Source organism: Bacillus marasmi, assembly GCF_902168435.1.
GTDB lineage: Bacteria > Bacillota > Bacilli > Bacillales > Cytobacillaceae > Bacillus_BU > Bacillus_BU marasmi.
In genome coordinates this window covers 25,793-48,328 of sequence record NZ_LR656166.1, presented here as the reverse complement: position 1 = coordinate 48,328, position 22,536 = coordinate 25,793, and the positions used below count along the sequence as shown (strand labels likewise).

At 37.5% G+C, this 22,536-nt stretch carries 21 protein-coding genes and 1 riboswitch; of the genes, 14 read left to right on the top strand and 7 right to left on the bottom strand.

Annotated elements, in window-relative coordinates; translation table 11 throughout:
- Positions 1–2 precede the first annotated feature (2 nt).
- Entirely contained in the window at positions 3–521 is a 519-nt protein-coding gene (gene thiW / locus FXW34_RS04495; RefSeq protein ID WP_147532777.1) for an energy coupling factor transporter S component ThiW, read from the bottom strand.
- Between the two features lie 271 nt (positions 522–792).
- Positions 793–903, bottom strand: a riboswitch (TPP riboswitch).
- Positions 904–1,079: 176 nt separating this feature from the next.
- Between thiW and FXW34_RS04490 the strand changes: the two genes are divergently transcribed.
- Genes FXW34_RS04490 through FXW34_RS04475 form a run of 4 tightly spaced genes read left to right on the top strand, consistent with a single transcriptional unit; the run spans position 1,080 to position 5,259 of the window.
- A complete protein-coding gene (locus tag FXW34_RS04490) occupies positions 1,080–2,648 on the top strand; it encodes a spore germination protein (RefSeq protein WP_147532776.1) in 1,569 nt (522 codons plus the stop codon).
- Between the two features lie 32 nt (positions 2,649–2,680).
- A complete protein-coding gene (locus FXW34_RS04485) occupies positions 2,681–3,877 on the top strand; it encodes a Ger(x)C family spore germination protein (protein ID WP_147532775.1) in 1,197 nt (398 codons plus the stop codon).
- 4 nt (positions 3,878–3,881) lie between these two features.
- Positions 3,882–4,115, top strand: coding sequence for a hypothetical protein (locus FXW34_RS04480; RefSeq protein WP_147532774.1), 234 nt, complete (start codon positions 3,882–3,884; stop codon positions 4,113–4,115).
- A 16-nt stretch (positions 4,116–4,131) separates the two neighbouring features.
- Positions 4,132–5,259 (top strand): GerAB/ArcD/ProY family transporter, encoded by a 1,128-nt coding sequence (locus FXW34_RS04475; protein ID WP_147532773.1) that lies wholly within the window; start codon positions 4,132–4,134, stop codon positions 5,257–5,259.
- A gap of 41 nt (positions 5,260–5,300) precedes the next feature.
- Here the strand turns inward: FXW34_RS04475 and FXW34_RS04470 are convergent, their stop codons facing one another.
- Together FXW34_RS04470 and FXW34_RS04465 are read right to left on the bottom strand one after the other, a co-directional pair.
- A complete protein-coding gene (locus tag FXW34_RS04470; RefSeq protein WP_147532772.1) occupies positions 5,301–7,385 on the bottom strand; it encodes a sensor domain-containing protein in 2,085 nt (694 codons plus the stop codon).
- A 210-nt stretch (positions 7,386–7,595) separates the two neighbouring features.
- Positions 7,596–8,087, bottom strand: a complete 492-nt coding sequence (locus tag FXW34_RS04465) for a competence protein ComK (RefSeq protein WP_187118827.1) — start codon at positions 8,085–8,087, stop codon at positions 7,596–7,598.
- Positions 8,088–8,381: 294 nt separating this feature from the next.
- Here FXW34_RS04465 and FXW34_RS04460 point away from each other — a divergent pair, with 294 nt between their 5' ends.
- Positions 8,382–9,641 carry a cation:dicarboxylate symporter family transporter gene (locus FXW34_RS04460; protein WP_147532770.1) on the top strand — a complete coding sequence of 420 codons (1,260 nt, stop codon included), beginning with the start codon at positions 8,382–8,384 and terminating at the stop codon, positions 9,639–9,641.
- Between the two features lie 179 nt (positions 9,642–9,820).
- On the opposite strand, the gene FXW34_RS04455 is transcribed toward FXW34_RS04460, so the two are convergent.
- Positions 9,821–10,714, bottom strand: coding sequence for a mechanosensitive ion channel family protein (locus tag FXW34_RS04455; protein WP_147532769.1), 894 nt, complete (start codon positions 10,712–10,714; stop codon positions 9,821–9,823).
- Positions 10,715–11,035: 321 nt separating this feature from the next.
- Between FXW34_RS04455 and qoxA the strand changes: the two genes are divergently transcribed.
- The 6 genes from qoxA (at position 11,036) to FXW34_RS04430 (ending at position 15,645) form a co-directional block, all read left to right on the top strand.
- On the top strand, positions 11,036–12,007 hold the full coding sequence (gene qoxA, locus FXW34_RS04450; RefSeq protein WP_147532768.1) for a cytochrome aa3 quinol oxidase subunit II: 972 nt from the start codon (positions 11,036–11,038) through the stop codon (positions 12,005–12,007).
- The gene (qoxB, locus tag FXW34_RS04445; protein WP_147532767.1) at positions 11,997–13,976 is read left to right on the top strand and encodes a cytochrome aa3 quinol oxidase subunit I; all 1,980 of its coding nucleotides are present in this window, start codon (positions 11,997–11,999) and stop codon (positions 13,974–13,976) included. The genes qoxA and qoxB overlap by 11 nt, the downstream gene beginning before the upstream one ends.
- Positions 13,966–14,571, top strand: coding sequence for a cytochrome aa3 quinol oxidase subunit III (qoxC, locus tag FXW34_RS04440; protein WP_147532766.1), 606 nt, complete (start codon positions 13,966–13,968; stop codon positions 14,569–14,571). Before qoxB ends, qoxC begins: the two co-directional genes overlap by 11 nt.
- Position 14,572: 1 nt before the next feature.
- Complete coding sequence (qoxD, locus tag FXW34_RS04435) at positions 14,573–14,872, top strand: cytochrome aa3 quinol oxidase subunit IV (protein ID WP_147532765.1); 300 nt, start codon at positions 14,573–14,575, stop codon at positions 14,870–14,872.
- A gap of 61 nt (positions 14,873–14,933) precedes the next feature.
- Positions 14,934–15,083 (top strand): hypothetical protein, encoded by a 150-nt coding sequence (locus tag FXW34_RS22805; RefSeq protein ID WP_187118826.1) that lies wholly within the window; start codon positions 14,934–14,936, stop codon positions 15,081–15,083.
- Positions 15,084–15,372: 289 nt separating this feature from the next.
- A complete protein-coding gene (locus FXW34_RS04430; protein WP_147532764.1) occupies positions 15,373–15,645 on the top strand; it encodes a hypothetical protein in 273 nt (90 codons plus the stop codon).
- An 18-nt stretch (positions 15,646–15,663) separates the two neighbouring features.
- On the opposite strand, the gene FXW34_RS04425 is transcribed toward FXW34_RS04430, so the two are convergent.
- The gene (locus FXW34_RS04425) at positions 15,664–16,416 is read right to left on the bottom strand and encodes a Cof-type HAD-IIB family hydrolase (protein WP_425457401.1); all 753 of its coding nucleotides are present in this window, start codon (positions 16,414–16,416) and stop codon (positions 15,664–15,666) included.
- A 257-nt stretch (positions 16,417–16,673) separates the two neighbouring features.
- Between FXW34_RS04425 and FXW34_RS04420 the strand changes: the two genes are divergently transcribed.
- The 3 genes from FXW34_RS04420 to FXW34_RS04410 all read left to right on the top strand — a co-directional run bounded on the left by FXW34_RS04420 (position 16,674) and on the right by FXW34_RS04410 (position 20,542).
- On the top strand, positions 16,674–18,434 hold the full coding sequence (locus FXW34_RS04420; RefSeq protein ID WP_147532762.1) for a hypothetical protein: 1,761 nt from the start codon (positions 16,674–16,676) through the stop codon (positions 18,432–18,434).
- A 26-nt stretch (positions 18,435–18,460) separates the two neighbouring features.
- Positions 18,461–19,825, top strand: coding sequence for an LPXTG cell wall anchor domain-containing protein (locus tag FXW34_RS04415; RefSeq protein WP_147532761.1), 1,365 nt, complete (start codon positions 18,461–18,463; stop codon positions 19,823–19,825).
- Between the two features lie 90 nt (positions 19,826–19,915).
- A complete protein-coding gene (locus FXW34_RS04410) occupies positions 19,916–20,542 on the top strand; it encodes a class D sortase (RefSeq protein ID WP_147532760.1) in 627 nt (208 codons plus the stop codon).
- A gap of 29 nt (positions 20,543–20,571) precedes the next feature.
- Here FXW34_RS04410 and FXW34_RS04405 read toward each other — a convergent pair whose 3' ends face one another.
- Both FXW34_RS04405 and FXW34_RS04400 read right to left on the bottom strand, forming a co-directional pair.
- Positions 20,572–21,333, bottom strand: a complete 762-nt coding sequence (locus FXW34_RS04405; protein ID WP_147532759.1) for a GTP cyclohydrolase II — start codon at positions 21,331–21,333, stop codon at positions 20,572–20,574.
- A 44-nt stretch (positions 21,334–21,377) separates the two neighbouring features.
- Positions 21,378–22,475 carry a GerAB/ArcD/ProY family transporter gene (locus tag FXW34_RS04400; protein ID WP_147532758.1) on the bottom strand — a complete coding sequence of 366 codons (1,098 nt, stop codon included), beginning with the start codon at positions 22,473–22,475 and terminating at the stop codon, positions 21,378–21,380.
- Between the last annotated feature and the right edge of the window lie 61 nt (positions 22,476–22,536).

Below are 22,536 nucleotides of genomic sequence, written 5' to 3'. Positions count from 1 at the left end.
CATTAACTTCTTTGATTCAAGTTTGCCTCAGCTATTTTCCGAGCTGCCGCAGGATTTTTCATAAATACCTTCAATATGACATACCCAATTGTAGCTCCTGCGAAAGAACTAATAATAAATGCAGGAATAAAACCGAATAAAGTTGCTTCCTTGCCAAGAAAAAGAATTGAAATCGGGTAGCACAATATAGCGCCAATAATGCCTGTACCAACCACTTCCCCAGCATAAGCGAGCAATACTTTACCAGATTTTTTATATAAGTAAGCGGCTAGGAACGCACCAACTATGCTCCCTGGAAAAGCAAATACCGAACCAGTCCCCATAATATTTCGTAATAACGATACAGACAAAGCTTGTGCCACTGCATAATATGGCCCTAATAGCACAGCTGACAAAACATTAATAAAATGTTGCATCGGAAACACCTTTACAACCCCTAATGGAATAAAAAACACATGACTAGTCAATGTTCCAATTGCAATCAGCATTGCAGTTAGTGTTAACTTCTGAGTTTTTCTCAAAAAAATAACCTCCCAGTATCTACACACTGGGAGGCAAACTAAATCTGCATTGAAGGAACAAAAGCGCAAGCACCTTGCTCAGGGGCGACAGGCACAAGGCGAGCCCTGCAGGAAATCCTGATTTCCGGAAGGGATTGACTTGTGACCCCGAGCCCCTAGGCGCTGTAGCTGGACTAATTTAACGTTGAAAAAGTTATTCACAACGTAAAATTTTATAAATTCCTATACTATCAGAAAAACAGACTCCAGCAAAAGGAATCTGTTTATGTATACAAGAATGAATACACTTCCCTACGCTGGTATTACCCAGATCAAGTTTAAGGGTCAAAGATATTGGATCTTTATCTCAGCCGGCCATTGCCCGGCACCCCCAGTGTGAAATGATTGATTTATTTAATTATTTTATACAATATCATAATTTTGACATCTTTCAAGCTTTTTCTACTATTTCTTACAAGCAAATTGGTAAGCTTTGTTTTTTAACCAATATTTTAGCATGAAAAAGGTGAATAGTGGGAACTGCTAACATTATAGATGTTGTGAAAGGACTTAGCTTGAATGCGAACATTTCGTAGAATCCGTAAAAATATTAAATTAAAAAATCAAGAGAAACCCTCACGATCAAAGGAACTTTCTGTTGCTTTGCAAATTACAGGTGATTTCGATTATGACATACAAATCATTCGCAGTACCTTTGAAAAAAGTAAAGATGTTATTATTCGGGAATTCAAAATTGGTCAAGAAAACAAGCTCAATGCAGCGATTATTTATACTGACGGCCTAGCCGATTCGAATATGATACAGCATTTCATCCTGGACCCGCTGATGAATGAGCCGTTCGATGAAGTGCTAGCAAATCACACACTGGAATCTAATAATATTTTGAGATGGTTTGAAAAAAGCAAATTAACAATTGGTGATATTAAGGAAATACCGGACTTTCACGAGCTTAATAATGCCGTTTTAACAGGGAATACCGTAATTATTATCGATGGAAACAAAATGGCGATTTCAGCATCAACGCTCGGTTGGGAAGACCGCGGCGTTACCGAACCAGCCTCTCAAACCGTTGTTCGAGGTCCACGAGAAGGTTTTTCTGAAAATTTCCGGACTAACACAGCACTAATTAGAAGAAAAATAAACGATGCTAATCTTCTTTGCGAGCAGAAAAAGATTGGTAAAGTGACAAAAACAAATGTGGCAGTGATGTACATAAAAGGAATTGTCACCGATAGTATTGTCGAAGAAGTACATCGTCGCTTAGATAGGATTGATATTGACGGAATTTTAGAAAGCGGATATATCGAGGAATTGATACAGGATGAAACCTATACACCTTTTCCAACCATTTATAATACAGAACGTCCAGATGTAGTGGCAGGCTGTCTGTTAGAAGGCCGTGTCGCCATCGTTGTTGATGGTACTCCATTTGTCCTCATTGTACCATCTCTGTTTATCCAAAGCTTTCAAGTCGCAGAGGATTATTATCAACGCGCCGATATTGCAACGCTTTTAAGAATTCTGCGAATTACTTGTTTTTTAATCGCATTAATTGGACCTTCCTTCTACATAGCTGTCACTACCTATCATCAAGAAATGCTGCCAACGCCATTACTAATTAGCTTGGCGGCTCAACGTGAAGGTGTTCCATTTCCTGCTTTTGTTGAAGCAATCATGATGGAAGTAACCTTTGAAATTTTGCGAGAAGCTGGAATTAGAATGCCGAGAGCAGTTGGGCAAGCTGTATCCATCGTTGGCGCATTGGTCTTGGGACAGGCGGCTGTTGAAGCGGGGATTGTTTCAGCCTCAATGGTCATCGTGGTATCCATTACAGCCATAGCTAATTTCGTATTTCCGGCCTATAATATGGCAATTTCTGTTCGGATGCTTCGATTTGGAATGATGGGGTTAGCGGCATCCTTCGGGTTATATGGAATTACACTTGGTCTTTTGGCACTTCTACTACATTTAAATAGCTTAAGATCATTTGGCATTCCTTACATGTCCCCATTTGGACCATTTATTTTAGAGGATCAGCGCGATACATTATTAAGATTTCCACATTGGAAAATGCTGTCACGACCACGTTTAATCAATCAAAACAACCTAAAACGGCAAAAACATTAAAGGTTTGAGTTCGAAGGAAAGGGACGAAATGAATGAAAAACATATTATTTTTCCTGATTTTTATTCCTTGTCTCCTCATTCTTACAGGATGCTGGAACCGTCGAGAATTAAACGAGCTCGCCTTAGTAGTAGCCATGTCTATCGATAAAGGTGATGCAGGATATGAGATTACAGCTCAAGTTGTAGAGCCTAGTGAAGTTGCTTCTCAAAAAGGTGGAAGTGGACGCACCCCTGTCACAACATATTCAGAAAAAGGTCAATATATTTTTGAAGCTATACGAAGAATGACAACCATCAGTCCACGTAAACTTTATTTCTCTCATCTTCAAATGCTCGTGGTCGGAGAGGAGCTGGCCAAGGAAGGGATTAGTAAACCACTGGAAATGTTAACGAGGGACCCGGAATTTCGTAAGGACTTTTATATTGTCGTGTCAAAGGACATAAAAGCAAAAGATGTTCTTGAAAATCTTACATCACTTGAAAAAATTCCTGCTAACAAGCTACATGCTTCATTAGAATCATCAGAATCAGCTTGGGCTCCTACTGTCGCAGTGCAAATGGATGAACTAATCGCGGACATAACCGCTGCAGGAAAGAATGCTGTCTTAACGGGTATTACGATAAAGGGAAATGTTGATAAGGCAGCTACTATGGATAATGTAACAAGAATTGAACCATACGCTCGCCTCCAGTATAAAAACATTGCTGTTTTCAAAACAGATAAGCTAGTTGGCTGGCTTAATGAAAAAGAAAGTAAAGGATTGAATTATATTACTGACAATGTAACGAATACAGTTGGTGATATACCCTGTCCTGATGGTAAAAGCCTCGTGATTGAGATTGTTCGTTCGAAGTCAAAGGTATCCGGGAAAGTAATCAACGGGAAGCCAAATATAGATATTAAAATCAATGCAGAGGCCAATATTGGAGAGGTTGCCTGTAGAATTAATCTAACAAACCCTGAATCCATTAAAAAACTAGAAAAAGCAGTAAATATGGTAAATGAGGACATCATAACTTCTTCCATAAAAAAAGCCCAAGAACTCGGTGTCGATATTTATGGATTTGGCGAAGTCATCCATCGAGCAGATCCAAAAGCATGGAAAAAACTTAAAAATAATTGGGATGAGCATTTCCAAGAACTAGAAGTAAGCGTCGATTCCACTTTTAACATTAGACGTACAGGTGTTTCAAACGAATCTTACACTAACAAAATACAGGGAGAGTAACAATTTGATACCTTCAGCCGGCATTGTCTTAACAAGTCTAGTAATAGCACTTTTTGAAGTCCCAAAACTAAAAAAAGAAAAAGCATACAAAGAACTTTTTGTGTTTTGCTTTTTCTTAGTCAACGGAACGGTTCTTGGAATATTATCGGCTTTAAGAGTTAAGATTCCCAATCCAGTCGATTGGCTCATTGTAGTATTTAAACCTATCAGTTTGTGGATTGAAAGAATGTTAGCGTAAGAAAGGAGGTAGTATCATGATTGAACATGGAAAAATTTCTAATTTGCAACTATCTGTCCTGATCATTACCTATATAATCGGTACATCTATCATAACTGTGCCATCCACTGTCACTATAACCGCTAAACAGGACGGCTGGCTATCTGCAATTCTGGCACTAGGTATTGGCGTATTAATTGCTTATATTAATGGTGTGTTAGCTGAACGATACCCTAGCTTAACCTTACCCCAAACGATTGAAAAAATTTTAGGTAAATGGCTAGGAATCCCGATATCAATTCTTTATTTCCTGTTTTTTTTATTATTAACCACTACATTTCTTCGGGTGGTGGGCGATTTAATTACGACTCATATATTACCCGAAACACCGATACAGGCGATTGAAATATTATTTTTACTAACCATCATCATGGCCGTAAAGTTGGGATTAGAACCAATTGGAAGAACATCAGAAATGCTCTTTCCTCATATCATTTTATTTGTACTATTTGCGGTGCTCTTCCTTTTACCCCATATAGAAATCGATAATTTAACTCCCGTTTTAGAAAATGGGATGGCTCCAGTTTTCCATGGGACGTTTGACATTCTCGGTGCTCCCTATTTAAATATCATTATTTTTCTAATGATTACACCATTTGTAAATGAACGAAAAAAATTCACTTGGAATTTTGTCATCTCAACCATAATCGGCGGCATTATCATTATTGTCATAACCACTTTATCTATATCAGTGCTTGGTGCAGATACCACGTCTCGGTTAAACTTTGCCCCTTTTATGTTAGCTCAAAAAATAGATATTGGTAATTTTATTCAAAGGATTGAGGTAATTTCTGGAGGGTTAATTTTTATTACGCTTTTTTTAAAAACGGTTGTATCCTTCTTTGCATGCACTTTAAGTATCGCGCAAACATTGCGATTAAATAATTATAAAATATTGACTTTCCCCCTTGCCTTCTTTGTTCAAGCATTTTCAATAACTTTTTATCCAAATATCATATATTTTCACGACTTTATTATTCATGTTTGGACACCGTTTACCTTCATTCTTGGCTTGGTTATACCGCTTCTGCTATTATTCGTTGATTTTGCACGGTCTAAATTTCAGAAAAATAAAAACCAAGAGGTATCGAATCCAGTGTCATGAACAAAGGACTGTCTCTGATATGAGCCAGTCCTTTGTTCAATTTAATTTTGGAGTTTTAATAGCTGCTCAAATTCCACAGCTGGCAATGGTTTAGAAAAATAATAGCCTTGGGTTTCATCGCAGTTAAGTGATGTTAAAATCTCGGCTTGCGCTATCGTCTCAACACCTTCAGCAATTACAATTAATTGTAAGCTATGTGCTATCCCGATAATCCCCTTTACAATTTCGGCATCTTGAGGACTATGTTCCAAATCTTTAATAAAAGATCGGTCTATTTTTAAATAATCAACTGGAATATTCTTTAAATAGCTTAAAGATGAATAGCCTGTTCCAAAGTCATCTAATGATAAACTTAATCCAATTTCTTTCAGTCTGACTAGTTTTTCCATGTAACCCTCAATATTTTGGATAGTCATGCTTTCAGTAATTTCTATATTAAAATATTTTGGATCTAATGCATTTTCTATTAACGCGTTTTCAATTACTCCAATTAAATTATCCCCAAGGAATTGACGAACTGAAAGGTTGATTCCAAGTATTAACGGTGAATACCCGCCAGTCTGCCATTGTTTATTTTGCTTACACGCTTCATTAATAACCCATTCACCTATTGGAATAATAAGACCAGTCTCTTCTGCAATCGGGATAAATTCTAACGGAGAAACGAGTCCTCTACCTGGTTCATGCCATCTAATAAGCGCCTCGGCTCCAACAATAGTGTTAGTTTTCAACTCATAAATCGGTTGATAATACAATTCAAAATGCTGTTCCTTTATCGCTTTACGTAGCTTATTTTCAAATATGATATTTTTTTTATTCAATCCATCCCATTCTGGCTGATAAAGTTCGAAATGATCTCGCTTATTATCCTTTGCCCGATTCAATGCCAATCCAGCATTTAAGATCAGTTTTTCAGCAGTGCTGCAATCATCTGGAAAAAAGCTAATGCCGATACTTGCCGTTAGGAACAATTCATATTCTTCGATTATAACAGGCATTTTCGCTCTTTCCAATAAATTTCTGGCAGTCAAAAGCACTTCATTTTTATCCTCTATATGCGTTTGTAATATGGCGAATTGATCTCCACCCATCCGATATAGTATTGCATTTTCACTTAAGGTTTGCCCAAATCTTCCAGATATCTCCTTTAACACTTTATCACCAAATGGATGGCCGAATGTGTCATTAATATATTTAAAACGGTCAAAATCCAAATAAAGCAATGCTATATTTTGACAGATATTCCGATTAGATAGAATGAAAGATTTTAGTTGTTTTACTAGCGATCTGCGATTAGGTAAACCTGTAAGTGCATCGTGAAAAGCTAAATACTCGTTTGTTTCCTGTGTTTTTTTTAGGTCGGTAATATCTGTTACCGTTCCAACTACTTCAATGATTACACCTGATTTTTCAATTGGGGAAAGCTCTACAAAAAAATCGTTTGTTTGGCTTTTATATTCAAAAGTACTTGGTTGTCCAAGAAATGCTTTTTCAAAATTCCCCACTAAGTTATCACCTAATTCATTACCAAATAATTCATCAGGTGTTTTATTTGCAACATTTTCAGTAGTCATCCCGAACTTTTCTGTTAGTTTTCCTTCAAAAAAAGTATAAACAATCTTTCCCTGATCATTTTTACGTAGTTTGAATAATGCATTTTGGAGGTGTTTGACGGTTGTACGAAAATCGTTTTCAAAGGCGATTTTCAATTCTTCTTCTGCTTTTTTCTGCTCAGTTATATCCGTTCTAATTACAACATATTGATAAGGCTTCCCTTCGTCATTTAGAAACGGAACGATTGTTGTATGTACCCAATACAACCGACCATCTTTTGCTCGATTTCTAATCTCACCCTTCCAAACGTGACCGCTACTGATTGTTTTCCATAAGTTTTGAAAGAACTGTTTTGAATGCAATCCCGAGTTTATGATACGGTGATCCTGACCGAGCAATTCTTCTTTGGAATATTTCGATATCTCACAAAATTTGTCATTTGCGTATTTAATAATTCCTTTTTGGTCAGTGATGGCCAGTATGGAGGATTGGTCTAAGGCAAATTTAAAATCTGCTAATTCACTGTAATAAGATCCATTGAGGTTATCCCATACATCTTTTATTTTGTTCATTCACATCACCTCACCAATTCGGTTTACTATATTTTCACCATTTACAAACAATATTAACATTATTACGATATATCTTTTTTACAACATGTGTCGATTTTAGAAAAAAGAAAATCCAGTCAGGGACCAGATTTTCCTCAGATTATTATTCCTTTATACGTTAATTAAGGCAATATCAAAAAATCTTGACCTTTGCTATTTTATACCTTTAATCTATTCAAAATTTATCGTTGAAGCCTTTTCGATACGCGCTTCAGTTATGTAACGAAGATGTGTAGCCCTTTGCCATTTTCTTTCAAAACGATCCCGCTTCATTGCTAAGCAAATTGTATGGCCATATTTCATATGTACAATCGTTGTCTTTTGATCTAACGCTTCATAGTTTCGGATATTCCTTAATGCAAACCAAGTACAGTCTGAACGATAAGGAGAAAAGCATGGAAACCAATAGAGATCCAATGGTGCATAAATAACGAGTGGAAGCATGCTTATATTTCCCAAAACTGACTTTGATCCTTCACAGGCTCCTTTTAGGCTAGAGCAATAGTATTGCAGACTATAATCAATGATTTCCACAGGACTCATGTTTACGACAAAACTTTGGTCTCCTTCTATTACACATGAGTATGGTTGATTTTGCTCGTCATTCCTACCTTCAATACAAACAGTGTGTTCATTAATTAAATAATTTCCCCTAGATTTCAAATAAGTGGCTCCTCCTAAACTAAATAATTTTTTTTGACAATACTTTTCAATTTAAATTATAAAATTTGAAAAATTATTCTTACGATAGTTTTTAAATATTCTTAAATTATACAAAAACATATGAAGATTTATTTACAATTAGTTAGAATTGCGCCAACTACCTATTTGTTCTGAATAATTTTATTTATTTGTCTAGCCGTTTTTGCCAATTCTTGCATTTGAAAAACAACTATTTTCTGATAGGATATATTTTTGTAGAATAATAAAATCAAACATATAAAAGGAAGTGATTAGTTGAAAAAATATGGATTAGCCATTCAAATTTTCATTGGACTAATATTGGGTATTGCGGTAGGGGCAGCTTTTTACGGTAATCCTGCGGTACAAACCTATTTACAGCCAATCGGCGATATTTTCCTCCGACTGATAAAGATGATTGTAATTCCAATCGTAGTTGCAAGTCTAATTGTTGGTGTTGCTGGAACGGGTGACATGAAAAAGCTCGGAAAACTTGGTGGCAAAACACTTCTTTATTTCGAAATTGTAACAACCATTGCCATTATAGTTGGTTTATTGGCCGCAAATATTTTTCAGCCCGGAAAAGGCATTGATATGGGTGAGCTAACGAAAACCGATATTACCAAATATGTCGAAACGACAGAAACTACAGCCCAACACAGTTTTATGGATACTTTTGTAAATATTGTCCCAACAAATATTTTTCAATCACTAATGGACGGCGACATGCTTGCAATCATCTTCTTTTCTGTCTTTTTCGGAATTGGAATTGCTGCCGTTGGTGAAAAAGGAAAGCCTGTGTTGAATTTCTTCCGAGGCACAGCTGATGCAATGTTTTACGTTACGAACCAAATTATGAAGTTTGCACCGTTTGGCGTTTTTGCTTTAATTGGTGTAACTGTATCTAAATTCGGCGTCACATCACTTATTCCCCTTGGAAAACTTATTATTGTTGTTTATGGAACAATGTTGTTTTTTGTTTTTGTCGTACTGGGTGGTATTGCAAAATTGCATGGAATTCCCTTCTTTAGCATGATTAGAATGTTAAAAGATGAATTAATTCTCTCATTTAGTACAGCAAGTTCTGAAACGGTCCTTCCAAAATTAATAGAAAAGATGGAAAAATTCGGTTGTCCAAAATCAATTACCTCTTTCGTAATTCCTACAGGATATTCTTTTAATCTTGATGGCTCAACATTGTACCAGGCATTAGCAGCAATATTTATTGCGCAAATGTACGGAATTGATATGTCGATCATAGATCAAATTACGCTTATGTTAGTGTTAATGCTTACATCAAAAGGGATTGCGGGCGTACCAGGCGTTTCATTTGTAGTCTTATTGGCAACGCTTGGAACGGTCGGCATTCCTGTAGAAGGACTTGCCTTTATTGCGGGTATTGACCGGATTCTTGACATGGGAAGGACGGCCGTTAACGTTGTTGGAAATTCGTTATCAGCAGCGGTTATCTCCAAATGGGAAGGCGAGTTTAGACCTCAAAAAGCCTTTGTCCAAGATGTCGAAAAAGTATCATAAAATAAAAAAGCTGCAATTTTGCAGCTTTTTTATTTTATCCCGCCTTAACGGGCAGTAATACCCCCACCTCAAGATTATGAGTATACAAAGAAGATTGGTGGGGGATAAACTGCCCATAGAGGTCCGGTTAGTTCAACTAACCATCAGTGGGGTTGAAGAAAAACCCACTGATGGTAGTTTCACTTTATATAAGAAGTTTCTCGTTCGTGTTGTTGCATTGTTATTAGCTGAGCCGGCATTAAAATTCGATGATCATACATTTTTTGTGCAAGCAATTCCTTCGCTTCCCGTGCTACCAACAAGTAATTGACATCCTTTACAGTCGCCGTAATCGTAAATTTATACCCAATCGGACTCGCGTCCAATGAGTGCAGACCATATAATTGATAGGGCTCACGATAGGTTCCCGTCACTTGATCAACTAACAAAAAGTCCTGGTGTTTTTCATTTAACTCATCACAAACTGCTTGCAACAACTCTTTTACCTTTCGTGGGTTTTCGTTAAATGAGACAATAACACTTTCAAACACGCGCCTCATTTCAACTGAACCATTCACAAGCTTACGAATTTCACCATTGGAAACGGTCACTAGCTTCCCATTTATTAATCGTATTTTGACTACCCTAAAGCCTAATTCCTCAACAGTTCCGCCCTCTTGCTCTTCATTAATCTGAATAAAATCTCCTTTTTGAATCGTTCGCTCAAAAATAATAAACATACCGCTTAACAAATCATTTATGACCTTTTGAGCACCAAAACCAACAACCGCGGCAATAATCCCCCCTGCCATGATGAAATCTTTTAAGTTACCAACAAACGGTTGAATTGCCGCAAAAAGAACTAAAAAAAACAAAACATAGTTCGCAGTGTTTCGTACAACACTTAAAATTGTACTTTCTTTTTTCTCATCAATAATATTGGTCCTTTTAAAAAACTGATAAAGAAAAAAACGGAGCAGTCGTATGATTATATAGGAGATAATTCCTGTCATGATTAATGAAACGAAATAGTCCTTTACAGTTTCCCAATTTATATCAAAGAAACCTAATATTGTATCAGTCCAATTATCCACTTGTAAAATCCTCTCCCAGGTTTATTTTTATAGAGAAAATTATAATGCATTTTGAGTGTCCTAGGTTACCTTTTTGTTATCATTCCTCATCTTTTTCCTGTTTTATCACCACTGCAACATTATTCCAAATTTCCAAGTTTGTCATTTGTGACCTTTGTCACAAATTAGTCAAACTTTGTTCACTTTTCCTCCTTTATTGCCTGGTTTTTTATGTTATCATCGTACGTATAGTGTTAATAGTTATTATTCAGTAATAATAATTTTTATTTAATATTTAAAATTTAAAAATAACTACTTTACATTAATGAAAGGAGAAACAAAATGAAAGCCCCCAAACTGATATTCATTGCATTCCTTACCATCACATCCTTGTTGCTACTAAGTGGATGTGATTCTAAAATGGTCGTATTTGACCCACAGGGTCCAGTCGCACGAAGCATTTTAGATTTAATCAACTGGTCACTAATATTTATGTTACTCGTCGTTGTTGTTGTTTTTGGTCTATTTGGGTACATTGTTTGGAAATATCGAGAGAAGCCAGAAAACAAGGATTATGAGCCCCCTGAGGAACACGGCAGTACCCTTCTCGAAATTATTTGGACCGCAATACCCATTCTTATTGTGATCGCCTTAACAATTCCTACTGTAAAAACCATCTATGCTCTCGAAAAGGTACCAGAAGGATATGAAGAAAAAGAGCCCCTTATCGTTCATGTTACTTCTGCTGATTGGAAATGGATTTTTAGTTACCCTGAACAAGGCATTGAAACAGTAAACTACGTAAATATACCCGAAGATCGCCCTGTTCAATTTAAATTGACCTCAGCCGGAACAATGCAATCATTTTGGATTCCTGCCCTTGCAGGTCAAAAATACACAATGAATAAAATGGAAACGCAAATGTACGTTGTCGCTGATCATCCTGGCTCTTACTTTGGCAGAAACACAAATTTTAATGGTCGTGGCTACGCTGAAATGGAATTTGAGGTTCTGGCGCAAACAGAAATAGATTTCGAAAACTGGGTGAAGGACGTTAAAAAAACTGCTCCTAAGCTTACAGAAAAGAAATATGAAGAATTATTAGAGCCGACTCATTTAGGTAGACTTACTTATTCAAATACGCATTTAGAATGGGTTAACCACGCTGAAATGGACTCTAAAACCTACACAAACCCAGAGCTCTATAAAACACATGGTTACCAAGGTGAAATTTTTAAAGAAGAAGATGAATCTGAAAGCTCTGAGAAACATGATATGAACCACGATGATGGAGGTGTACAGCATGGACATTAATTGGAAGGAATTTTTCATGCTGAATGGTGATCCGTTAATTATTGGATCCCAGATTTCGATTTTACTATCAATGGTTGGAATTGTTGCTGGTGTTACTTATTTTAAAAAATGGCGCTGGTTATGGACAGAATGGATTACGACTGTAGACCATAAAAAAATCGGGATTATGTATATCCTTTCTGGCGTCTTAATGTTTTTCCGCGGTGGAGTTGATGGGCTATTAATGAAGGCCCAAACTTCACGTCCCGATATGCAATTTTTAGATGCTCAGCACTATAACGAAATTTTCACAACACATGGCGTTATTATGATACTGTTTGCAGCTATGCCACTCTTAATCGGAATTATGAACGTGGTAATACCTCTGCAAATTGGTGCGCGGGACGTCGCTTTCCCGCAACTGAACGCGCTAAGCTTTTGGCTTTTCTTTGTCGGAGCGATGCTTTTCAACATTTCCTTTGTAGTCGGCGGTTCACCTGACGCAGGCTGGACTTCTTATTTCCCACTGGCCGGTAAAGAATTCACACCAGGCATTGGAAATAACTATTATGCAATCGCCTTGCAAATAGCCGGTATTGGTACATTAATGACCGGAATTAACTTTATTGTGACAATTCTAAAAATGAGAACAAAAGGCATGACCTTGATGAGAATGCCGATGTTTACTTGGACATCATTTATCGCTTCGGTTATTATTGTTGCTTCATTCCCTATCTTCACGGTTGCATTAGCACTCATGACCTTTGACCGTATTTTTGGTACACACTTTTTCACTTTATCTGGTGGCGGTCTTGATATGCTTTGGGCAAATCTATTTTGGCTATGGGGACATCCTGAAGTATATATCGTTGTCCTCCCTGCATTTGGTATGTTTTCTGAAGTCATATCAACATTCTCGCGCAAAACTTTATATGGTTATAAATCAATGGTCGTTTCGATCGTTGCAATTGCTGTTTTGAGCATGCTCGTTTGGGTTCATCATTTCTATACAATGGGCGCAGGACCTGCTGTTAACTCTGTATTCTCAATAACTACGATGATGATTGCGATTCCTACTGGTGTTAAGGTTTTCAATTGGCTTTTCACAATGAGAAAAGGACGGATTCAATTCTCAACTGCTATGCTTTGGGCACTAGCATTTGTACCTTGCTTTATAATTGGTGGGGTTACGGGTGTTATGCTTGCGATGGGTGCAGCCGACTATCAATATCATAATACGCTGTTTCTAGTTGCCCACTTCCACTACGTATTAATTCCTGGTGTTGTATTTGCGGTATTTGCTGGGCTTTATTACTGGTGGCCTAAAATGTTTGGCTTTATGTTAAATGAAAAAATTGGAAAATGGCATTTTTGGTTATTCACAATTGGGTTTAATGTGACGTTTATGCCAATGTTCTTCTTAGGTCTTGATGGTGCTGTCCGCCGTGCTTACACTTATTCGGCTGAGTCAGGCTTCGCACCATTGTTCTTAGTTTCAGCGATTGGCTCTGTTATCCTTGCTGCTGGATTCGCTGCTTTAGTCTATAACATTTACTGGAGCGCTCGTTTTGCAGATCGCAATATTTCCTCTGACCCTTGGAATGCACGCACGCTTGAATGGGCTACCGCTTCCCCTGTTCAGCATTACAACTTTGCGATTCAACCGGAAGTAAATTCACTCGATGCGTTTTGGTATATGAAGAAAAACAATATCGACATGCATTATGAAGACAAAGAATACAAAGAAATCCACATGCCAAGTAATACTGGCTTGCCATTCATTATGAGTGTCGTCTTTGGAGTAGCTGGTTTCTTCCTTGTTTTTGAGTGGAAAATTGCAGCTGCAGTTGCCTCTATTGGAATTATCGCATGCCTAATAGCTCGTTCCTTCGATTATAACGATGGCTACCATGTACAAATCGATGAAATCATCCAAACTGAGGGCAAATGGAAAAAGGTTGATGAAGAGGTGAAAAATCATGTCAGCTAAGCTTGATGCAACATTACCATTAGAATATCAGACGGAACAAAATCGCTTAAATATCTTTGGTTTTTGGATTTTCTTAGGTGCTGAAATCGTCCTGTTTGCTACCCTTTTCGCAGTATACGGTGTTTTAGGTGAGCGACATGCTGGAGGACCTACCCCACAAGATATCTTTATTTTAAAAGATATCCTGATTGAAACGGTTCTTCTGCTTACGAGTAGTTTCACTTGCGGTCTAGCAATCTATGAAATGCGCAGAGCTAACCTTAAAGGTTTATTAACGTGGTTAGTGATAACATTGCTGCTCGGTGCTGGTTTTATTTATATGGAAGTCACAGAATTTATTCATTATGTGAGTGAAGGTGCTACAATGCAAACAAGTGCCTTCCTATCAAGCTTCTTTGTCCTCCTAGGAACACATGGATTACATGTCAGCTTAGGAATTGGTTGGGCAGTGTTAATTATCATCCAGCTTTTGCAAAGAGGATTAACTCCAGTTACTGCTCGTAAAGTGTTTATTATTGGTTTATATTGGCATTTTCTAGATGTTGTCTGGATTTTTATTTTTACATTTGTTTATTTAGCAAGGATGGTGTCTTAACATGGAACAAAATGCAAAGGGCTTTCCGATTAATCACGTCATCGGCTTTTTGACTTCCCTGATACTAACATTTGCCGCTGTATTTTTAGCATTTAAAACATCGCTCCCTGTTAAAGCGATTATTGGGGTAATCGGTACTTTAGCTGTAATTCAAGCTGGTCTTCAACTATATATGTTCATGCATATGAATGAAGGTGAAGATGGAAAAGCCAATGTTATCAATATTGCATATGCCTTTTTCATCGCAATTGTCACTGTAGCCGGCTCCATCTGGGTCATGTCATTCGGACATCATATGTAAATAGAAAAGCGGAAGGTGCCCGTTTATCGGCGACAAGCATAAGACGAGCCGACTAGAAGGTTTGCTTTTTAACCATCTAGTCGGATTGGCTTATGACCTCGAGCCGATGGCGCCTGCAGCTAGACATAGAAAAGCGGAAGTGGCTTGCTCAGCCCCGACCAACGCTGGAGGTCAAGCAGCTGAAGTCGGCTTTTTGACTTCAACTGATTGACCGAAGCGTTCGAGGGGCTAGCCACTGCAGCTAGAAATAGAAAAGCGGAAGGCGCCCGTTTATCGGCGACAAGCATAAGACGGGCCGACTAGAGGGTTTGCTTTTTAACCATCTAGTCGGATTGGCTTATGACCTCGAGCCGATGGCGCCTGCAGCTAGACATAGAAAAGCAGTAAAATTCCAATTGTGGATTTTTACTGCTTTTTCTTATAGTATTATGAGTTTTTGGTAAGAATATAGCACTAGTTAACAAATCGAGATCATTTAGAAAGGAAGACTTCTAATAGCCATGATAACCTCTATCCTGTATACGATAATCGTTGGAATTCCTTTGCTCATCATAGTTATGTACACTTACGACCTTCTCTTTGGTGAAAAGCGTGATAAGCAGCTAAAAAAACTTGAGAAACGCTTTGCCAAACAAGGTGTAATTAAAATTGATGTCCTAGATTATCAACCGAAACAGTTCACGATTTTTCAAGTGAAAACCAACTCAGGGACAGAAAAAATAAAAATGAAACCAGGTTACAGAATCGTCAAGCTTGTTAAAAAGGACAAATAACATCTGTTGGTTAAATGACTACAATACCCATCTTCGAATGGCTACTGCCACTCCATCCTCACGATTGGTTTCGGTAATCCAATCTGCTTCCTTTTTCACAGCATCCTGCGCGTTCCCCATCGCTACCCCGATACCACAAGCTTTAATCATCGACAAATCATTTAAGCTGTCACCGATTGCCAATACCTCCCCCATAGAAATCCCCAATTGCCGGCAAACCACTTCCACTCCAAAAGCTTTATTTACACCTTTTGTATTAATCTCTAAATTAATTGGGCTGGAATTACTTATTTCAAATAAATCTCCCTTGTTTTGTAGCTGTTTAATAATTTGCCCACGAATATTATCGTCTGGAATTTCGTATCCAAATTTCAGCCAAGTGTGATTTTCAATATCGTCTGGCATTTCTCTTCGCCAAACGCGATCGGTTGCTGCTGCCCAATAATGCACACGATATTCTTTTGCTAGATTGTACATCCAACTTATATGCTCCCAATCGATCATTTTGCGCAAAATCAGCTCTCCATTTTCATCCCATATTTCGCTTCCATTTACGGCGATATGGTAAGAACTTAGGTTTAAATCCTTTATATAATCACGCGAAGTAATAATCGATCTACCAGTACTACAGATAACATGCACACCTTTAGCTTGAGCTGCTTTGATTGTTTCTCGATTAGCAGCCGACACTTCCCCATTTTCATTTAGCAGTGTACCATCCATATCTAATGCGATGAGTTTAATTTCTTTTTGATTGTTCATGATTACCATCTCCAAACATAATAGACTGCAAGTACAACATGATTTATTTTACCATTTCTCTGTTATGAAAACAGTTCATTGAATTTTAAAGATTTTTTACAAATATAAACATTTTTCGCAGAAAATCACGAAACTTTTACACACTAAAAAATTAAAACAATTTTTTATGTTGAAAATTATCAAATTTTTTATTAGACTTGTATCAAAGTGATTAATGTCACATTTTGGCATTTAACTTTATTTAATTGAAGAGGAGGTGAAAAAAGATGAAAAAACGGATTTTTTACGTTTTGTCTACCTTGTTTATCTTTACCGCTCCTTCAATGGTACAAGCTGAAGAAAAAGGAGGAACCGTTGACTCTATCCCTAATTCAAATTCATATTCTTCTCATCAATCTTTGTTAGGCTTACATAAACTTACAAATATTATTGATGGACTAGGAAGCTTATTGGTGAAAGATTCAGATTCAGAGTCAAGCTCAACCAATGAACAGGCTAACCAAGTTGAAGTAACATCTGAAAATTTGGACGCCGCAGCTCAAGTGGTTGAAACAGCAGTAGTTGAAACTTCACAAGCTGTTACTCAAGAGGTCAAATCGGGAAATGTTATTCGTGAAACTGAAGCACAAGCTGCTCCAACCTACACAGTTTCAAATTCTGTGATTCCTAATACCCCTACTAACGTAACTTCGGTTGACGAAGGACCATCAACTGATGTACCAAGACCAAAGCCGTTATTAAGTATTGGTTTGTTAGGCTTAAATATTAATCTGTTAGGCGGCCAAAGCAGTAACTCTAGTATGCCAACATCATTATTAAGCATCGATGCTTCTGAACCCGGTTCAAATTTACTAAATCTTAATCTAGGATTAGGCTCACTTGGTAACGTTGGATTGGATTTATTTTCAGGACCATCAGTTCAAGCTGGTAATGGTGAATCATCAGTTCAAGCTGGATTACTTGGACTCGCTGTAACTGATTCAGCACTTTTAGGTAACTTGAATGTCGGATTGCTCTCTAATACGAAGAATCTTACAGAAGATGGATTTGCTTCAAGTGCAAGCCTTGTCAATTTAGGTATTAATAACTCGTTATTAACAACCAATGTTGGCGTACTTGAAAGTAGCAAAACTGTTTCAGGCGACACTACGACCTATGCAGGAAGCATAGTATCGGCTGGGGTTAGTGCTCCATTAATTGGTGATATTCACACAGGTATTGGCGAAGTATCCGGACTAATCAGCCCTGAACGAACTGAAATTCATACAGGATTAATAGTAGCTGATGTTAATAACGACATATTGGGCAATCAACACATTGGCGTCGGTGAGTATAACGAAGTCGTCACTGATGAAGGTAAAACTTCTTCAGGAGGTCTTGTTATCGTTGATGTAGAGGATTCACCTGTAGGTGATGTCCACGTTGGTGTTGGGGAATTCGAGAATCCTGGCGATAAATATATTCCGCCAGTCGTGATCGGTCCTTCATTACCAGGTACAGGCACTCCTACTCCTAGTGAAAAAGGTAGCGATCCAGGAAAAACTGTTCCAGGAAAAGAGATTGGCGGTAATGAATCTCAATCACAACAGGATGCTACACAAACTGATTTAGCAGATAATACCGTTTCTACTGATAGTCAAAGTCTTGACTTATTAGACGTAATCAATTCTCCTGTTGGTGAATTCTTACAAGCATTACAAGATGATGGAAATCATTCAGTATTATATCAAGATGTTGATGAAACGGCGCAATTAGGATTAGAGATAGAGAAATTAAACAAAAAAACAGCCGATTCAACAGGTATCACTGTAGCGGTATCCGCTCCTTCTGCTTCAAGCAGCAGCACTTCTTCAAGTACTGCAGGTCTTAGCGGAGGTTCAGGAACATTTGCAGACCTAATCTTTGGCTATAACCTTGAAGTGTCAAAAAACAACGAGACACAGGGCGTTTTAAAAACCTTGTCTACACAGTGGACTGAGTCTCCACCAGTTCAGCCACCGATAGCTCCCTTCTTCTTAGCCATATAAAAATAATTAAGAAGAAGGAGATAATCATGAAAAAACAAACTGTTGTTAAATCGTTAAAAAGTATTGTCTATACTGGAGCATTTGCTTTAGGTCTATCATTATTCGGAGGTCATGCAGGCGCAGAAGAGCTTGATGTAACAAAAGAATTAACAAATGTTACTCCTGTAGTTGAACAGGTTGCAGCACAAAACGTGTTATCAACACTTGCAGCACCAGTTGCTGCTACTGAAGAAGTAGCTGCTACAGCTCTAGAAACGCCAGTTATCCCTACAAGTGCACCAGTTGTTACTGGAAATCCTGAAGGAATTGACCCAAGTGTTACTAGCTTTTCTAAAAGCTCTTTAGTTAATGTCGACTTAAACCTTCCTATCGTTGGAAACTTAGGTTTAGATCTTCTTGGGAAAGAAGAAGTTGTAACTGAAGATGGTACAACTACTTCTGGTGGTGTACTAGGAGTTGACCTAAAGGATTCACTAATCGGTGATACTCATGTAGGTGTAATTGAAGCTAATAACTCTACTACTGAAGATGCTACTCATACTAAGAGTGGACTAGTAACTGTAGATACAAGCCTTCCAGTTGTTGGTGATGTTCACGCTGGTGTTGGTGAACTTGAACACTATCAAACTGAAGATGTAGAATATACTCACGGCGGTTTAGTAATTGCTGACGTTGAATCACCAGTTCTTGGTGACCTTCACGCAGGAGTTCTTGAAGGAACAGAAATCATTACTGAAGACTATGAATATACTCATACTGGTGTAGTAATCGTAGATGCAAAGGATACTCCTATCGGAGATGCTCATGTTGGTGTTATTGAAAAGGAAAAAGTTGTTACTGATGAGTACACTTGGGAACATGGCGGTTTAGTAATCGTTGATACTAAAGACACTCCAATCATTGGCGATCAACATATTGGTGTTCTTGAAGAAGAGAATTATACTAAAAACCCAACAAACGGTGACGACAATCAAAACCCTGGTGATGACAACCAAAATCCGGGTGACGACAATCAAAACCCTGGTGATGACAACCAAAACCCTGGTGATGACAATCAAAACCCTGGTGACGACAATCAAAACCCTGGTGATGACAACAACAACCCTGGTGATGACAACAACAACCCTGGTGATGACAACAACAACCCTGGTGATGACAATCAAAACCCTGGTGACGACAACAATAACCCAGGAGATCAACAACAAACTCCTAACAACGATACTAAAAACGATAACAACAAGAATAACAATGAAGTGAAAACTGACAACGCTGACAACACATTACCTAAAACAGGTTCTGTAATGGACGCTAGCATTCTATTAATGCTTTCTGCATTGTTATTATCCGTTGGTATCGCTTTAAGAAGATTTAATGTAAGTAAAGCTTGCTAATCAAGTTTAATTTTTCATTTGTGTAATAAGGATTAATTTTTACATCCAGGAGGGCTGATCACCCTCCTTTTTTTTAATAAGGTGGTGAAAATGATGAAGAAACTAGGAAACTTATTTATTTTTACAGGAATAGCAGTGTTAATCTTTATTGTTTATGTAAAAGGAAAGACATATTTTGAACAGAAGCAATTAGTAGAGGAATACACATCATTATCTTTTACCGAGACAGCGCCAAATGAAAAAACAGGTGTGGCACCAAAAGAAGGCGATACGATTGGCATTTTAGAAATTCCAAAAATCGAATTAAAAACTCCAATGACAGAAGGAGCTGGACCAGAACAAATAAAATTTGCGGTTGGACATCTTCCATCAAGCTCCTCCACCCATGAACTTGGCAAAATGAACACAAATTTCGCAATTGCCGGCCACCGCTCCTTTACTTACGGACAGTTTTTCAATCGTTTAGACGAACTGGGTAAAAATGACAAAATGACGTTATACACACAAAACAAAGTATTAACTTATAAAGTGATTGATAAAAAAATCGTTGACCCCTCCAATGTTGAAGTCATATATCCGATCAAGGAAAAATCAATGGTCACACTGATTACTTGTCACCCGGAACGTTCAGATAAACAAAGATTGATTGTATCCTGTGAGTTGGTTTCAGAAAAAGTTCTTGATGGACATGAGATTGAAAAAATGATTAAAGATTAGCCTATATCATTTTTTCAATCTCTCTTTTTTTAGACTTGATCGTCCTGATTCCGCAAATGCCCTGAACGAACAATTTTCGTTTCTAAGTACTTCCGGTTATATTCAGACACATCACCCCATAACGCCACTCGTTTATCAACGTTTGCACCCGTATTAATTAACGCGTCCATTTTACGAGGGTTGTTGGTTATGAGTGTAACTGGCTTCGTTCTTAATTTTTTTAATACTTGAATGGCATCAAAATAATTTCGGGCGTCATCTACAAATCCTAGCTGTAAATTAGCTTCAACGGTATCGAGGCCATTTTCCTGTAAAATATAAGCCATCGCCTTTGAAAATAAACCTATTCCCCTCCCCTCATGATTGGCTAAATAAAATAATGCACCAGCACCATGGTTGACAATCATCTTCATCGCTTGCTTTAATTGGAACCCACAATCACAACGTTTGCTTCCAAAAATATCACCCGTATGGCAAATACTATGTAAGCGAATTAAAGCCTCTTCTGCGCCTGCAAAATCTCCATAAATCAATACACTTGATTGCTGCATTTCTGCTAAATTTGATGAAGATAAGGTTTCAATGATTTTTTCAGTATCATAAGTGCCATCCCCACAAAAATGACCAGCCATATTTTCACATTTTAACCAGCAGTACCATTGAAAAATGCTCGTTTCACCATCTAAATTTACAGGTAAATTGATCGGACCAACAAGATATACTGATTTTTCATTATTGGGAATGACCATGATTTTTTCCTTTAAGGTTTCTATCACTTTTGAATCAATCATTTAGTTCACCTCAAATTATTAGAATATATTAAATCCGCCTTAGCCTAGTTTTCCATCTTCTTGTTTGATTTACTTGTAACTCCAACAATTAAAAATAAGCCAAGGAGCAAACATTCTAGCACCAATCCCTCTGTGGCCCACGAAAAAAAAGAGTACTCTAAATGGTCGAGATTATTTTTAAAAAGTATAACAGAGAAAATTCCCAGTAACAGGCACAGAGGAGTGATGACAATATTAAAAGGTACTTCGTCATTTTGAAAAAATAGACCGAATACCTTGTTTATCCCGTATAGGGTGATGGCCAATCGTGCAATAAATGTTGGAAGCCACACCGTTACAATGACTAAATCAAGGCGATCCAAAAAATCCGTTATATTTATTTGTTGAATGAGCGCCAAATTCGGATATGTCGTTTCTTTAACAAGATTAACTCCAAGTACTGTGATGTCCAAAAATGTAAGGATAACAAATAATAATGTGCCAATTCCAATCCCCAAAACCGTTCCACGTTTTATTTTTTCTGGAGATTTAACATCAAGTAAAAGAATTAAGGCGATGATAGCCTCCCCAATCCAGGAAAACATTAAAAATGTAGACTTTAGCATCGATGTACCAAAGCCTGGACCACCGATTGGCTCCAAATTTTCTAGTTTAATTTCATTTAAAAGCATAAATGGTAGCAGAAGGATGATTCCTCCAAAGATAATGATTTGGATTACCGTAACGCGACTTATTACCTCCAAGCCACTAACCGCCATGTATATTAATGCAAGTGACAGAATGATCATGATGGCATCTCGTGGTGTATTCGGAAGTAATACTGTCGTTATAAAATCAAGAATAGCCCGAAAATCTTTTACATAAACAAATACTAAAAACAAACCCATCAACACAATAAAGCTTTTTTGTAAAATTGTTTTATCACTTCCTTGAAACGATTTTTGGAGCTTTCTGACTCTATCACTATTCCCCATCACAAAAATAAGCAAAAAAGAAATGATTGGAAAAACAAGGATTGGCGCCATCCATGTATTTTGTTCTCCAACTTGTGCGATAATTTGTGGCAAGGTATTCAGAATCCCTGATATTAAGAAATTTACGATTAACGCTATATACTGAAATAAAGAAATTTGTTCTCTCATTGGGCAATCACCCTCTTTGTCCAACTTCCCACCGTTTCATTAAGGTATTTTGCACTTGCTC

Bases quoted from the DNA above. Each gene is read 5' to 3' on its own strand.
- FXW34_RS04490 (WP_147532776.1), top strand. From the start codon at position 1,080: ATGCGAACATTTCGTAGAATCCGTAAAAATATTAAATTAAAAAATCAA.
- FXW34_RS04485 (WP_147532775.1), top strand. From the start codon at position 2,681: ATGAAAAACATATTATTTTTCCTGATTTTTATTCCTTGTCTCCTCATT.
- FXW34_RS04475 (WP_147532773.1), top strand. From the start codon at position 4,132: ATGATTGAACATGGAAAAATTTCTAATTTGCAACTATCTGTCCTGATC.
- FXW34_RS04470 (WP_147532772.1), bottom strand. From the start codon at position 7,385: ATGAACAAAATAAAAGATGTATGGGATAACCTCAATGGATCTTATTAC.
- qoxA (WP_147532768.1), top strand. From the start codon at position 11,036: ATGAAAGCCCCCAAACTGATATTCATTGCATTCCTTACCATCACATCC.
- qoxB (WP_147532767.1), top strand. From the start codon at position 11,997: ATGGACATTAATTGGAAGGAATTTTTCATGCTGAATGGTGATCCGTTA.
- qoxC (WP_147532766.1), top strand. From the start codon at position 13,966: ATGTCAGCTAAGCTTGATGCAACATTACCATTAGAATATCAGACGGAA.
- qoxD (WP_147532765.1), top strand. From the start codon at position 14,573: ATGGAACAAAATGCAAAGGGCTTTCCGATTAATCACGTCATCGGCTTT.
- FXW34_RS04430 (WP_147532764.1), top strand. From the start codon at position 15,373: ATGATAACCTCTATCCTGTATACGATAATCGTTGGAATTCCTTTGCTC.
- FXW34_RS04425 (WP_425457401.1), bottom strand. From the start codon at position 16,416: ATGGTAATCATGAACAATCAAAAAGAAATTAAACTCATCGCATTAGAT.
- FXW34_RS04420 (WP_147532762.1), top strand. From the start codon at position 16,674: ATGAAAAAACGGATTTTTTACGTTTTGTCTACCTTGTTTATCTTTACC.
- FXW34_RS04415 (WP_147532761.1), top strand. From the start codon at position 18,461: ATGAAAAAACAAACTGTTGTTAAATCGTTAAAAAGTATTGTCTATACT.
- FXW34_RS04410 (WP_147532760.1), top strand. From the start codon at position 19,916: ATGATGAAGAAACTAGGAAACTTATTTATTTTTACAGGAATAGCAGTG.
- FXW34_RS04405 (WP_147532759.1), bottom strand. From the start codon at position 21,333: ATGATTGATTCAAAAGTGATAGAAACCTTAAAGGAAAAAATCATGGTC.
- FXW34_RS04400 (WP_147532758.1), bottom strand. From the start codon at position 22,475: ATGAGAGAACAAATTTCTTTATTTCAGTATATAGCGTTAATCGTAAAT.